At 47.5% G+C, this 15,415-nt stretch carries 11 protein-coding genes; all 11 read right to left on the reverse strand.

The genetic code is table 11. The features are described 5' to 3' along the window. Window positions 1-72: 72 nt before the first annotated feature. Complete coding sequence (gene hflX, locus BLS14_RS09335; protein WP_090951243.1) at window positions 73-1,359, reverse strand: GTPase HflX; 1,287 nt, start codon at window positions 1,357-1,359, stop codon at window positions 73-75. A 119-nt stretch (window positions 1,360-1,478) separates the two neighbouring features. Continuing rightward, window positions 1,479-2,450, reverse strand: a complete 972-nt coding sequence (locus tag BLS14_RS09340; RefSeq protein WP_024630469.1) for an AAA family ATPase — start codon at window positions 2,448-2,450, stop codon at window positions 1,479-1,481. Between the two features lie 109 nt (window positions 2,451-2,559). Next, window positions 2,560-3,123 (reverse strand): ribonuclease FAU-1 family protein, encoded by a 564-nt coding sequence (locus tag BLS14_RS09345; RefSeq protein ID WP_053780865.1) that lies wholly within the window; start codon window positions 3,121-3,123, stop codon window positions 2,560-2,562. A 283-nt stretch (window positions 3,124-3,406) separates the two neighbouring features. Further along, window positions 3,407-6,055, reverse strand: a complete 2,649-nt coding sequence (locus BLS14_RS09350; protein ID WP_090951246.1) for a penicillin-binding protein 1A — start codon at window positions 6,053-6,055, stop codon at window positions 3,407-3,409. Between the two features lie 168 nt (window positions 6,056-6,223). Next, window positions 6,224-6,466, reverse strand: coding sequence for an RNA chaperone Hfq (gene hfq / locus BLS14_RS09355; protein ID WP_017687918.1), 243 nt, complete (start codon window positions 6,464-6,466; stop codon window positions 6,224-6,226). Between the two features lie 234 nt (window positions 6,467-6,700). After that, a complete protein-coding gene (locus tag BLS14_RS09360; protein WP_072733319.1) occupies window positions 6,701-6,922 on the reverse strand; it encodes a hypothetical protein in 222 nt (73 codons plus the stop codon). 234 nt (window positions 6,923-7,156) lie between these two features. After that, the gene (gene miaA / locus BLS14_RS09365; protein ID WP_371121627.1) at window positions 7,157-8,104 is read right to left on the reverse strand and encodes a tRNA (adenosine(37)-N6)-dimethylallyltransferase MiaA; all 948 of its coding nucleotides are present in this window, start codon (window positions 8,102-8,104) and stop codon (window positions 7,157-7,159) included. Further along, window positions 8,088-8,873 carry a class I SAM-dependent methyltransferase gene (locus BLS14_RS09370; RefSeq protein ID WP_090951248.1) on the reverse strand — a complete coding sequence of 262 codons (786 nt, stop codon included), beginning with the start codon at window positions 8,871-8,873 and terminating at the stop codon, window positions 8,088-8,090. The genes miaA and BLS14_RS09370 overlap by 17 nt, the downstream gene beginning before the upstream one ends. Window positions 8,874-8,890: 17 nt before the next feature. Continuing rightward, window positions 8,891-11,110, reverse strand: coding sequence for a DNA mismatch repair endonuclease MutL (gene mutL / locus BLS14_RS09375; protein WP_090951251.1), 2,220 nt, complete (start codon window positions 11,108-11,110; stop codon window positions 8,891-8,893). A 21-nt stretch (window positions 11,111-11,131) separates the two neighbouring features. Beyond that, the gene (gene mutS / locus BLS14_RS09380) at window positions 11,132-13,936 is read right to left on the reverse strand and encodes a DNA mismatch repair protein MutS (RefSeq protein WP_072733322.1); all 2,805 of its coding nucleotides are present in this window, start codon (window positions 13,934-13,936) and stop codon (window positions 11,132-11,134) included. A gap of 198 nt (window positions 13,937-14,134) precedes the next feature. Further along, window positions 14,135-15,385: a putative amidoligase domain-containing protein gene (locus tag BLS14_RS09385; protein WP_090951254.1), complete on the reverse strand. Its 1,251-nt coding sequence runs from the start codon at window positions 15,383-15,385 to the stop codon at window positions 14,135-14,137. Between the last annotated feature and the right edge of the window lie 30 nt (window positions 15,386-15,415).

The raw sequence follows: 15,415 nt of genomic DNA on the forward strand, positions 1-15,415 counted from the left end.
CCCTTCATAGCACGAATCTGACGTCAAACATCAATTATCGTGTCAACTTATCATACAAATATGTCATCGATGTTACAGTTGTATGAAATCTTCAAGTAAATAACCGAATTTCTCATATTCGCCTTTTTGCAGTTCCACTTCATAAATTACATCATTATCTTCAAATGTGGTCTCAACAACATCGCCTATTTTGTAAAGTACAGATGTAAGATCGCCACGCTCAGCCGGAATACGGAACCGTTTGGTAGCGCCAGTCAATTCAGCCTGGATAAGCTCACGAATTTTCAGCAAGTCATCTGCATCTAGAGCGCTCACTTTGATATGTTCTTTATCCAAAGGAAGCATCTCAATCTGCTCCGGTGTACAAGCATCCTTTTTGTTATACAATACCAATTGAGGCTTGTCCCCTGAACCCAGTTGCTGCAAAATCGTGTGTACAGTTCTCATCTGGTCTTCACGCATTGCAGATGATGCATCGACCACATGTAATATAAGGTCCGCTTCATTCACTTCCTCCAGCGTTGCCCGGAAAGCCGCAATCAGATCATGAGGAAGGTTTTGTATAAACCCAACCGTATCTGTGAGTACGATTTCTTTACCACTTGGCAGTTCCATCGTCCGTGAGGTTGGATCCAGTGTGGCAAACAGCTGGTCTTGAATATACACATCTGCGGCCGTTAATTGTTTAAGCAAGGTGGATTTACCCGCATTCGTATAACCTACAAGGGCTACCTGAACGATCCCCGTCTTCTTGCGACGTTCCCGGTGCAGCTTGCGATGACGTGTCACTTCTTCCAAATGACGCTTCAAGTCATCTATGCGGCCACGAATATGTCGACGATCCGTCTCCAGTTTACTTTCACCTGGACCCCGCGTTCCAATTCCGCCACCAAGTCTGGACAAATTCTTTCCGTGACCCGACAAACGTGGTAACAAATAGCTCAACTGAGCCAACTCAACCTGGATAATACCTTCTCTTGTGTTGGCGCGCTGCGCAAAGATATCCAAAATCAGCTGGGTGCGGTCAATAATTTTGAGATCCAACGCTTCTTCCAGGTTACGAACTTGAGCACCGGACAGCTCCTGGTCAAAAATAGCTGTTGTTGCTCCCATTTCCTCAGCCACTGCACGAAGTTCTTCCACTTTCCCCTTACCAATGAACCATTTGGTGTCCCGGGTTTTCAGGTTCTGTGACAATACACTCAGCACTTCCACGCCTGCCGTCTCGGCCAGTTTTACCAACTCCTCAAGGGAGTACTCCGGGTTAATACCCGAACGTTTGACCTCATCGGTAACCAGACTCACCAACACGGCGCGATCCTTCTTCACCATATCTGTATCATGTGTTCCATTTGTCATCGTGTATATTCACTCCTTCTATTACGTTTCCGCATATATTCTGTGCCACCATGGTTCCATGGCATGCTTTAAGCCGAACCGGTTAACCCGGCCGGCTGCGTTAAAAATTATATTATCGCTTACTTTTGCTCAAACTTCAAATCCTCTGTGCGGATGGTCATCAGCTCTAGTTTTCCCGGATTTCCCTGGGTATACTGTTCCAATAGTCGAACTGCCTGATGGCGAATCGATCGTTCAATGGCATTTCGGACATATCGGGCATTGCTGAACGCATGAAGAGATTCATTTTTTTCCTGAAGCAGATGCTGCTTTAGTTTGAGTATGGTCTGTGGCATGAGAATATAGTCACGTTCCTTAGCCATAATCTCGGAGATTTGAATCAATTGATCAATGCTATAGTCCGGAAATTCAACCTGGATCGGAAAACGGGAAGGTAATCCGGGATTCGTCTGCAGAAAAAAATCAATCTCTTCCGAGTATCCCGCCAAGATGAGGATAAATTGATTCTTATTATCTTCCATTGACTTCACAAGTGTGTCGATAGCTTCCTTCCCAAAATCCTTCTCGCCCCCGCGAGCCAGACTGTACGCCTCATCAATAAATAAGATTCCACCCAATGCCTTTTTGACCAAATCCCTCGTTTTTTGTGCCGTATGCCCGATGTATTCCCCGACCAAGTCTGCACGTTCCACTTCAATCAAATGACCCTTACTCAATACACCCATCTTCTGAAACAGCTTCGCAACGATTCGTGCTACCGTTGTTTTTCCGGTTCCCGGATTGCCTTTGAAAATCATATGATACACGTGCGCCCCACTTATCAGTCCAGCTTCGGTACGCATTTGGGCAATCTGTAAGAAAGCATAGATTTCAAATACTAAATCCTTGATATTTTCGAGTCCAACCAGCTGCTCCAATTCACCTTGAATCTCCTGAAAATGCGCATGTTTGGCTAATCCTTTTGCCGCTTGTATTGCCGTCTCTTCTTCTTTGACCAGCATCTGAGGTTCCTGGTTACGCAAAACAACATTAATTTGTCTGGATGGTCTGCCTCCCGGTTGCCCTCCTGCAGCCATGACCCGTCCGTTCATTCGCCATCACCTCTATTTTATCGGGCTGAACTCTCCTGATTATTAATGTATTCTATCAGGTGCTCTAATATTAGAAGGATGGCGAAGAATTCTGCGACTTTTCCATGACTTAAATCTGAATATTTTTTCTGAACTCCCCATTCTCAAACAAGGATTGTCTATGCTTCAAAGACAGTTGGAAATAAGGAAACACATGAGCATCAATGGCATGCAACAATTCCTTGGCTGTCCGGTTCGCCAGATCATAATCCCCCGTCGTAATGTGCTTACGTGAAAGAGCATCTTCAAGTTCATCTTCGTCCAGCAAAAATATTTCTCCATCCTTCAGGACAACGACATCCAGATACAGATCATCAAACCACGGAACACCTTGATCGGTTATGCCCTGGCTGCGGCATGTATCAATGTACCATTCAACAATTCGCTCCTGATCGTCAAACATGGCCGTAACAACAAAGTGCTCGCCTTTCGGATAATACTGCAACCAGGAATAACCTTTATCCGCAATGCAGAAGGTGCTTCCTCCATAGGTTTTCCACAAAGGCTCTTTCAAATCTTGTATTGTATACAACGTAATGTAACCAGTAAAAATTTTGGATTGAACGAACCGGCATGTAAATTGTCGGTTCGTAATCCGGCGCCAGTTCGCGCGGTCCCCGAATTTCCGTTTCATACGAACCCCTCTTTGCCGACCACAGGTCCGTGACCTGCTGATATTGGTGAACAGCGAATAACGTCCGCATTACCGATTCCACAAGTGCCTGAATCCGCTTTGCACAACGTATTACGAATAGTTACAGCTTACCATATTTAAGTTATACACTCAAAATCAAGCTTTGCCCCATCTATTAGAGAGTTATGGTTCCACTCCAATGGTTATACAAACCAAAAAACCTGCTTCCCCAATATGAGGGAGCAGGTTTTAGGTTGTAATGATTTAATGCGCCTTATTCTTGTTAACCGCCAGTTCCAGTTTGAGAATCTGTCGGTGCATTCGTTTCTCCATTGTTGCCGTTGTTTCCACTATCTGGTGGCGTGACCACTTCGCCCGGTGTCGTCACAGATCCATCATTGGAACCCTCACCCGTACCTCCAGGTTCTGTTGTTCCCTGTCCAGGCGGTGTGTTTCCTTCTCCGGTCTGTCCGTTCCCTTGACCTGTCCCGCCGTTGTTTCCATTATTGCCGTTACCATTGTTGCCATTTTCATTTCCGTTGCCATTGTTACCCTCAGAACTTCCATTCCCCGGCGAACCGTTGTCTGGATTTTCTGTTCCAGGCTGTTCTGTGCCCGGTTCCGTCCCTGGCTCCGTGCCCGTATCTGGCTGTTCCGGTTCCAATTCCTCCGCTTCAATCATCAGCGATATGATGTTGGACGGATCAGTCTCCAGTCCCGTAGCTGAATCAACAGCTGTCACATAGTATTCGTAGGTGAGACCCGGGAGTGCACCTAGATCCTGCGCACTGGTCGAACCAACCGCATCTAATAGATGGGTGAACTGTCCCTCAGATGTCTCTTTTCTGTAAATCCGATACTGTGTCGAGGAATCTCCTGTTGCAGTCCAATTCAACGATACAGTTTGCGTAGATGAATCATACGCACCATTCAAACCACTCACTGAAAGTGTTGGTTTCTCTGGTTCTTTCTCCGGTGGAGGTGTCTGGGCTCCTGCTGGAGCTTTGAAGTCCTTCACAGGAACTCCTTTTAACGCATCCCCCATAACTTTGGCAAAGAACGCCGCTGATAGCTTACTGCTATTCTTAAGCATATGGGTTGCATCAGGATTGTCGTAACCCATCCATACTGCAGCAGTCCATTCCGGCGTGTATCCGACGAACCAAACATCACGGTTGGCACTGTTGCCGGAGATACCACTTTGAACAGTTCCCGTCTTACCAGCAACTGGTCGATCCAGACGTGCTGAACGACCTGTACCGTCATTCACAACATTTTGCAGCATCTTAGTCAGGGAATAAGCATTTTGCTCACTCATGACACGTGTTGTTTCCGATTTATCGTGTTTATAGGTCGTTTTCCCCGCGCTATCCTTAATTTCCTTAATGGAATACGCCTGCTGGTACTCACCGAGATTGGCGAATGCACTATAGGCTTGCGCCATTTCCAGTGTATTCGTACCTTTGCTAAGACCACCCAGTGCAATCGCCAGGTTTTTGTCTTCATCCGTAAGTTGGATACCTACGCTTTTTGCAAACTGAACACCTGTATTCACACCAATTTTGTTTAGGAGCCATACTGCCGGGATATTCTCCGATTTTGTAATGGCATCCGTCATACTAATGGTTGAAGAATAACCATGCAAGTTACCCGGACAGTAATTCCCGAAGCATTGCTTTTCATTACTGAGAGCTGAGTTTGCATTGTAATTACCTGATTCAAGAGCCGGTGCATAAGTCACAATCGGTTTAAATGCCGATCCAGGCTGTCTGCGGCTCTGTGTTACCCGGCTGTAGCCTTTTGTTTGATAATCCCGTCCGCCCATCAAGGCGACGAGACTGCCATTTTCATGGTTCATAATTACCATGGAACCTTGAACTGGCTGATCGTCTTTACTTGACTCAAACAAACTGTCATCCGAGAAAGCACTTTCCATGGCTGTTTGAGCCTGAGCATCCATCGTCGTGTAAATTTTGTACCCGCCGATATTCAGATCATCCTCCGTTTTACCAGTCACTTTTTCCGCTTCACGAAGAACATAGTCGATAAAGGCTTGATACTTTTGATCTTTCTCAGGCGGTGTATAGTCATAGTCTACTTCTTTGGCTTCATCCATTTCCGCCTTGGTGATGTAACCTTGCTCGTACATCAGCTGCAATACCACAGCACGTCGTGCCTTGGAATCGTTGGGATTGCTCAGCGGGTTATAGGCAGAAGGCCCTTTAGGCATCGCTGCCAATGTGGCAATTTGCCAGATCTTCAACTCATTAAGGTCAGACACTCCAAAATAAAATTCAGACGCAGCCTTAATTCCATAACGCTGATGACCGAAGAAAATCCGGTTCAGATACATCGTCAGAATTTCGTCTTTTGAGTACTTGCGCTCCAATGCCATTGCAATGGAAACCTCTGTCGCTTTACGGAAGAAGGTCTTGTCACGGGACAAGAACATATTTTTCGCAAGCTGCTGAGTCAGCGTACTGCCACCCTCCACCATGGAGCGGGCCATGACGTCTTTAACCGCTGCACGTCCGATGGACCAGATATCCACGCCCTGATGCTCGTAGAATCGTTTGTCCTCCGTAGCAACAAAAGCTTCCTTTACTAGATCCGGAATATCTTCTTCATTGACCGGCTCCAGCTTTTGAATGGACAACTCGCCCATTAACTGTCCGTTACGATCATATACTTTTGAAGTTTCATTGATTGTTGTTTTGTCCTTGTTGGCTTTGAGCAGATTTTCCCCACTCACCATAATAAATAAATATCCACCCAGTGCACAAAATATGGCGATTGCCATGGTGAAAAACAGTGTCCATCCAACGCGTTTACCCGTAATTTTTTTCTTTTTAGAGGTCTTTGGCTTCGCTTTTTTGGTTGACTTGTTATTGCTGTTGCGATTGTTAGACCTCGACAACGGATCGTTTGGCATGTTACCTCCTGACTCCCTTTCAGTTGCATAATTTCTATTCGACTACTGGCTCAAACTCCTATAGAGCTTATTTTGCCCGGAATGAAAAGAACAACCCTTATTCAGGTTGCTCTGTTTCGATTCCTATACATGTAGACGAAATGGTTGATAAAAAGGTTTCGTAATTTTTTAAGCTTCGCCGCTATTATCTTGCTGCATCAGCGATACGCTGCGTTGCGGCGTGAACGTGGAGATGGCGTGCTTGTAGACCATTTGCTGGCGTCCGTCGCTGTCAATGACGATCGTAAAATTGTCAAATGCCTTGATCGTTCCGCGGATTTGAAAGCCATTGGTCAGATAGACCGTAGCTGGAATGTTTTCTTTCCGCAGTTGGTTCAAGAACGTATCTTGGATGTTGATGGACTTGTTCATTAGCCGTACCCCCATTGGTTCATTTGAATTCGTGTTATAAGTAATATTCAATATCGCTGAGTAGCTTTCGTGCTATTATATCATGAACGGATTCATATAATCCACAAAAACCCCTTGCCTGCTATTTTGCACCTATGCCTGAGCTTCGCTTGCAACTAGAAGACTTATCCATTATACACCGCTTGTCAGAATTGCAAAAGAGGGACAAATTCTACCTTTTTCCACGTTTCCCTTCTACTTTTCTGGATCTGTATATGGTTTCCCTTCTTCTCTGGCTAACGTCATATGTTTCCGATTTTTTCTATCATGGATTAAGAGTTTGAGGTATGTATTGGTATTGATGAGAACAATAATTAACCAAATTAAGGCGACAAGACCTCCAATGGCGAAACCAATTCCAAATAATCCTGAGAAAAAGAGATATAAACTCGCTACTCCGCTCGGTTCTGCACTCATAAAATCTCCCCCTTCACCTTACAAACAAAATCAAATGGCCTGTCATGTGAATTCATTTTAATATTTATGTTATTTTTTTACAATGAATTTCTTTGCTTAAATCTGCATAGAACTCCGAATATTCCCTCTTTTAATAACATCATTTCATATAAAAAAAGTAAAAACCTCTACCTTTTATTTCTAAAAGATAGAGGTTCTAAAGTCCTAATCGGTGGCAAATTCCACCTTCTATATTCAGTCAAACTTACGTTTGATCATCTCACATACATGGGCATAATTCCCTGCAAAATCTTCGGTATCCGTCATATCCACCCATTCAATGTCTTTCATATGCCGGAACCAGGACAATTGCCGCTTGGCAAAACGACGTGTATCCCTTTTCAGCCACTCTACCGCAGCCTCCCAGCTTACTTCACCCTGAAGATAAGCCGCAATTTCCTTATAACCGAGCCCCTGCATGGAGATATGTCCTCTCGCTACGCCGCGCTCCAGTAAAGACTTGACCTCATCTACCAAACCCTGCTCGATCATAAGATCAATTCGCTCTTCCACTCGGGCATACAGTTTCTGACGATCCATTGTCAAACCCACAATAAGCAGGTCATATGGAGACTCTTTCTTCTGGGAAGCCAGCTGCTCGGACAACTTCTCACCTGTAAGGTGATAGATCTCCAGTGCACGAACAATTCGGCGCTGGTCATTCGGATGCAGTCGTTCTGCGCTAACCGGATCAATGACCCTCAGCTTATCATGTAACGCCTGCGGGCCATGTTGCTCTGCATAACGGAACTGTTCATCCCGGAACGCTTCATCTGAGCCGCTGTCCGAGAATTGAAAGCCGTAACATACCGATTCTACATACAGACCGGTGCCACCAACAATAAAAGGCAACTTGCCGCGCTCATGGATTTCCCCAATCAGACGTGTGCAGCTCTCCTGAAATTCCGCCACGGAATAGGGGTATTCCGGTTCATGGATGTCGATGAGGTGATGAGGCACACCCTTCATTTCATCGCGAGTAATTTTGGCCGTCCCGATATCCATTTCGCGATATACCTGCATGGAATCCCCCGAAATAATCTCACAATTGAACGCCTGTGCAAGCTCAATACTCATTCTTGTTTTGCCTACCGCTGTTGGTCCAACCAGCACAAGCAGCTTCGGTTTAACTTCCGCTTTCAACATTAATCACTCCGTACAGTGTTTTTGCATTGCCCCGGTCATGTACTTCAAAACCGAGTCTTGTAAACTCCGCGCTGCCGCGCTTCTCTTTCATAACTACCCGCTTGCGGGCAACTCTTTTCGCTTCAACAATACTCTGTTCATCCAGTGCACTTGGATTCGCATAATCTCGCAAAGGCTGAATGGCGCTTGAATCGAGCATTGGTTCACGGAACATCGGATCAAAATATACCGTGTCACAGCTTCGGTCTGGCAAGGAACGCAGCAAATCGAGATGATTCGCATGCCGCAGCTCAATTCGCCGGAAAGCTTCGTTTACCGCAGGCTTAATGCTCTCGTACTGAGACATGCCTTCTACTAATAACGTATACAGTGGCAGGGAGCTTTCACAGGCGATGACCCGACCACTTTTGCCTACAGCAACCGAGAATACCAGTGCATCGGTACCCAATCCTGCCGTACAATCGATAACGGTATCCCCTTCAAGGATCGCCCCCGCGTCCAGCATCGGATCAGCTTCTCCTTTTAACACACGTTTGGCCCGAACAAATCCCATACTGGGGTGAAACTCAAGCAGCGGTGAATCCGGACGAAACAAACGAACTTTACCCTGAAGCACAACTATAATCTCATCAATCTCATAATGTGCAATCATTGCAGGTAAAGACATTCTTTTGCGTGGTACATAGGTTCCTCCCGTTGTTTCCGCAAGGTTTCGTGCACGTTCCACAAGGTGGCCTGCTTCCTTTTCACCGGTTGTAATATACATAATTTCCTCCTAAATAGCTACATGACCCGTTTAAACAATTTCTCCAGATCATAGGTTGAAAATGACACCACAATCGGTCTCCCGTGTGGACAAGTATACGGTTGACGGCAAGAACCAAGACGCTGAATCAACACTTCCGCCTCCTGATCCGTCAATTTCTGATTGGCTTTGATGGATGCCTTGCAAGAGCACATGATCGACGCCGCTTCTCGCATCTTGGCAACATCAATACTACGTTCACTCAGCACCCATTCAGACATCTCTTCAATAATGTCTTTCTCATCCCCCTTGGGGAACCAGAACGGGTGGGAACGCACCCGGAAGGTCTGCCCACCGAAATGTTCCAAATAGACACCCGCCTGCTCGAACCAAGCCAGTCTTGTTTTGAGCTTTTCGGTCTCGGATGGTGTGAACTCCAGTGTAATGGGCAGCAGCAACTCCTGCGAAGCCTGAGCCGGATTGCCAAACTGCTCGTAATAATACTCATAATTCACCCGTTCATGGGCTGCATGCTGATCAATCAGATATAGACCATCTTGATTTTGTGCAATCAAGTACGTCCCGTGGTGCTGCCCAATCAGGCTTAGTTCAGGAAACGCAGGCATAGAAACATCTGATTTAACGGCAGATGCCAGCCTTGCCGGGTCAGGTAAACTTGGAGCCTTCCAGCTCCGCTCTCCTTTTGCAGCCACCGCAGATGGATTATAAGATGAACGCCCTTCTCTAACCGGAGAATTCATCGAATTGGAACGATACGCAGAAGTCGGAGCCTGTGAAGTCGATAGCCCCTTATCTTCAGTTGAAGGTGAGGCATCTTGCGCAGCACGATCTGTAGCAGCATCGGTACTTCCACTCACAGCAGAAGCAGAATCGCTATGGGAATTTTCGTCATCACTATAATTACGCTTCAGAACATTAGATCCTGAGTCCCCACTCACCATACCAAATGGATCATAGGATGGTGGTATCTCGGGTGGAGCTTCAGGCAACGGCAGCGTCTGACCCTCACCGTTTCCATCAGAACCAGATTGCACATCAGCCGGAGCCACATCAGCTGGGGCATCCAGATCATCGTCCTCTGAAGTCACTTTAGCGAGTCCAGCATATTTCCCCAATGGACCCTGTTGCCCATACCCTGCGGATTCCGTTTCCTCCTTTAGAGGACCTCTCGGGAACAGGAACTGTTCCTGGATAAAGGAACTGTTATCTCCACGTCTGATTTGCTGCTTGGTTACCTGTGGAATGAGCACTTCCTTCCGCAAAATTCCACGCAGTGTCGTTTCCACAAACTCATACAGCTCCGCTTCCTTGCTGAAACGAACCTCCAGCTTCGCCGGATGCACATTCACATCGACCAGGGATGGATGCATTTCCAATTGCACCACGACAAGTGGGAACCGATTAATGGGCAGCAACGTATGATACGCCTTCAGAATAGCCTGGTTGAGCCCGTAATTCCGAATAAAGCGTCCATTCACAATGGTCGACATGCCACCACGATTGGCACGAGTCCATTCCGGCAAACTGATAAGCCCGCTCACTCGATAGTCCAGACTCTCTCCCTGAATGGGGAGCATCGCTTTGGCGGCACTAGTACCATAGATCGCTGCAACCACTTGCAGCAGATCCCCATTGCCCAGCGTCTGAAGCAGTGTATTTTCATTATGACGCAGCGTGAACGAGATGTTAGGATGAGACATTGCCATACGATAGAGAACATCCGAGATATGTCCCAGCTCGGTCTGGATCGTTTTCATATATTTAAGCCTGGCCGGCGTATTGAAAAATAGTTCTTTCACCTCAAAGTCCGTGCCTTGGGGTGAGGTTTCATCCTCATGTGAGAGAAGTTTGCCTCCCTCAATCACGATTCGTCTTCCTCGCCCATCATTCCCGCTGGCCGATAACACCTCCACTTTGGAGACAGCGGCAATACTCGCCAAGGCCTCTCCTCGGAATCCAAGACTTGTGATCTGGAACAAATCGCGGCCATGAACTATTTTACTAGTTGCATGACGATAGAAGGCCTTTTCCATATCTTCCGACTCGATACCGGAACCATTGTCTTTGACCCGAATACGAAGCAATCCGCCCTCTTCCACCGTAACATCAATCTTGGAGGCGCCTGCATCCACCGAGTTTTCGAGCAGCTCCTTAACGACTGAAGCAGGCCGTTCGACCACCTCACCTGCTGCAATCTGGTTGGCAATATGTTCATCAAGCACATGAATTTTCGCCACAGGTTTTCCCCTCCCCTATACTCAGGATAATTGCTGTGCCTTTAATTTGAGATCATTCAGTATTTGCATCGCCTGAAGCGGTGTCATGTTCATTACATCAATATCCTTCATATTACGAATAAACTCCCGAGCAGGCTTGTCAAGGGCAACTACCTCCATTTTCGGAGTTACACTTGGCTCTTCATCTCCAAAGATGGACAATTGAACCACATCAGCATGTTTGGAGACTGCCTGCTGCTTGCCATTTTGTTTTTTGTCCTGTTGTTTCTGTACTGGAGCTTCAGTCGCAGCAGTGAGTTCGACAGGTTCTGTAGATTCCTGCTCCCGAATCAACGATGAATGATCTGTGGACTGGAACTCTGCACCGACTCGAGCATGATCACCCGATTGCTGCTTGTCATTCCCGGCAAATTCGCTGCCAACCGCAACCTGAGCCGCCGCATGCTCGAAACCGTGCAGCAAGCCATTCGCCCGCTCAATGATACTGTCCGGCAGTCCTGCAAGCCGTGCACAATAGATCCCGTAGCTGCTGCTGGCAGCCCCGGCAATCAATTTACGTAGGAAATTGACCTTGTCCCCGCTCTCCTGAACGGCCATGGAGTAATTCGCCAACTTGTCCAAACTCTCTTCCAGATGAGCAAGCTCATGGAAATGAGTTGATACCAGCGCTTTGCACCCAATGATATCGTGCACATATTCAATGACAGACTGGGCAATCGCCATTCCCTCACTGGTAGACGTTCCCCGACCCAGTTCATCGATAATAATCAGACTGCGTGGTGTTGCTTTATCCGTCATGACCTGAATGTCGGCCATCTCCACCATAAACGTACTTTGTCCACCGATGAGATCGTCTGCCGCACCAATCCGTGTGAAAATACGATCCATAATCGGTACTTCAGCTTGTCCTGCCGGCACGAAACAGCCGATCTGAGCCAGAATCGAAATCAGCGCCACCTGCCGCATATACGTACTTTTCCCCGCCATATTCGGACCGGTAATCAGCAGAATGCGCGCCTCTTCCTTCTGCATCGCAGTATTGTTGGCGATAAAAGCACCATCTCGCATCACCGCTTCAACTACCGGATGGCGCCCCTGTTCCACAACCAAATCGTAACCATCGGTCAATGTAGGCCGTACGAAATTACGCTCTGCACTGATGACGGCAAAGGATTGATACACGTCAATCTCCGCGACCAGCTCAGCCAGTTTTTGCAACCTGGCGATCTCCTGATTAAGCCGTTCCCGCAGTTCCGCGAACAAGCCGTACTCAATATCGACCATCTTGTCCTGAGCTTCCAGAATCAGCGTCTCTTTTTCTTTCAGCTCCGGTGTAATATAACGCTCAGCATTCGCAAGGGTTTGTTTCCGCTCATAACGGCCTTCTGGCAGAGAAGCCAAGTTCGACTTGGTAATTTCAATATAGTACCCAAATACTTTGTTGTAGCCAATTTTCAACGAGCGAATGCCAGTCGCTTCACGTTCTCTGGCCTCCAGTTCAGCAATCCACTGCTTGCCATTCACCGAGGCTTCCCGAAGCTCATCCAGCCTCTCGTGGTATCCTTCACGAATTAAGCCACCATCACGCACGGACACAGGCGGCTCATCAACGATAGCCTGACCAATTGCATCTCGCAGATCACTGCAATCATCCATAATGCCAGCAATGTGCTGTAGCGTCGTGGAAGGCGAGCCTGCACAATACTGACGAAGCCCCGGAATTTTGTCTAGTGACAGCTTCAGTGCATTCAGATCCCGACCGTTGGCATTACCAAAGGCAATTCGTCCCACCAGACGTTCCAGATCGTAGATGTCTTTGAGTTCTGCACGCAGATCTTCCCGCAATATAAACTGGTTATACAGCGTATCTACCGCTTCCAGACGTTCATTGATTTTTCCTTTTTGCAGCAAGGGTTTATCAACCCAGCGACGCAGCATGCGAGCACCCATAGACGTTTCTGTGCGGTCCAGCAGCCAGAGCAGCGATCCTTTTTTCGAACGTTCACGTACGGTTTCCACCAGTTCCAGGTTACGCCGAGTAAAGGGGTCCAGAATCATAAAGTGATCCGGCTCATACGTTGAAACCTGTGTCAATTGTCCAAGTGAACGTTTCTGTGTCTCACTTAAATAGGAGAAAAGACGCGCTATGCAGGCTTGACGTTCAGGCTCCAGACGTGCCCATACCGCTTCTCCGAATTGCTGACGCACCAAATCTTCCTTACTCTTCGTCCATGGTGTATACACCACAGGTCGACCAATTGGAGATGCCTGGGTAGCCACCGTATCAAGCAACGCAGCATCCCCCACTATTTCAGAAGGTTCGTAGATTCCGATCTCATCCTTGAGCCACTCTTGTGAGTATGGAACAGAGGTCACGTAGAGCTCCCCTGTGGACAAGTCACAGGCAGCCAGTGCAAGTGTGTTCTGATTCCCTGTCAGGCAAACCATATAGTTATTGGACTTGTCCCCCAAGGTCTTGCCTTCCATTACCGTTCCGGGTGTTATAACTCGTACAATTTCACGCCGCACCATGCCTTTGGTTACCGTTGGATCTTCCATCTGTTCGCAGATGGCTACTTTGTATCCTTTTTCAATCAAGCGCTGTATGTAATTGTCAGCCGAATGATAAGGCACACCGCACATCGGGATTTTATCTTCTCCCCCACCTGCACGTGCTGTTAATGTAATTTCTAGTTCACGGGAAGCATTAACTGCATCCTCAAAGAACATTTCATAGAAATCACCTAATCTAAAAAAAAGAAAAGCGTCCTGCGCTTCGGCCTTCACTTGCAAATATTGTTGAATCATTGGCGTATACTGAGCCATGAGTATCCTCCATCCGTTCCAATGTTGTCAGGAAGAGAAGCTGTCTCGGAAGGAACAATAAGGCGGTCAGGCACCTTATTCTGCCACCGCCTCATGTTTCGGCTTCCGCCGCTTCCCTCACAGGTTGCTGTTCCATTTCTTCCGTAACGATGATTAAAATCGACTTATTTCTCATTATACCAAAAAAGTGTCCACTCTTCATGAACCTGCTCGAATATTCCAGAGTTTACGTATATCCCGACTCTCGTCCCATGTTCTACCCTGTCTTAGCTGGCTAATTAATGGAGCGGCGTAACGTTCATAACGCTCATAACCGTCCATTTGCGTCAGGTCATCCAGCAGTGCCGGAATATGCGCCTGCATTACCTCACGGTTTCCTTCATAAAAAGCAGTATGAATAGCAGCCTTCGCCAAAGGACGTTGACGCAGCTGATTATAACCTCTCGCGATAAGACCAGCTAGAGCAACAACACCTTTGGCAACCAGAGGAGATACCAGAAAACTGGGTAACGTGCGGTATTCAAATCCACCGTAAGATTTCAGTCGAAAATCACCCAATGCCCCATAACGTGGACGCCGGCCTGAACCTCGTGGGTCCTGAAGAACGGCAAGCGGCAATGCTAGATAATTGTCAAATGCGCGCAGCAGTTCCCCGTTTAGTGTAACGCCACTGAAATGGATATGTCCGCCGAGCGGCAATCCGCGCTGGGGCATTCCCCCTGCCTGCCAGATCAGCGAGTGATCACTAATACTACGAGATGCGGCCGCAAAGGCTCTCATCAGATGAGCCAGCAGTTCGCGCGGCTCAGAGCTGGGAGCGGGTCGCAGTTCGGCTACCGGATATATTCGTCGTCCACCGATCGTCACGGAATCACAGCCGGCTACGCCTGTTCGTTCAAGAAATCTAGAGGCGGGCACGATTTTGGATTCTGGCATTTGCACAAGTAGGAATTCAGGGTCCATTCCAAGTATGGGGGCTGCATTACGATGCCGCTCTTCATCCAGTTCGGACTGAAGCTGTTTCCAGCCTGCACGGTACATGGCAGAGAGATCTGTCATGCCCTTCCATGGCCTTGGGTCAATCGAGATGACAGAACAACCGCTCTTTCCTGATGCTTCCAGTCTTACAGCGCCGTGATCCAGTCCAACCGTATACAATGTTTTGGTGGCAAGCCGTTCAATACGTTTGAATAACGTTGATGCTGCTTCACGATCCAGCACACTTTCTTGCGCTCCACCCATGCCACTGGTGTCCCTACGTTTGATGCGAATCGCTTGAAGACAGCATATCTCTACATCATAACGTACACGCAGACCCAACTCCCGGTCACGCCTGTCCTGCGAAGCCAGCACTTCAATCCCGGATCGTTTCAGGCGATCTGCTCGTTCACGAGGGAGCATGCGTTCATATCGGCGCACCGCCTCCTCGGCCTCATCTGTCACATTCATCCTGTCCCTCCTCCCAATTCTCGCCCAAAA

The sequence above is a fragment of the Paenibacillus sp. OK060 genome (assembly GCF_900101205.1).
Taxonomy (GTDB): Bacteria; Bacillota; Bacilli; order Paenibacillales; family Paenibacillaceae; genus Paenibacillus; species Paenibacillus marchantiae.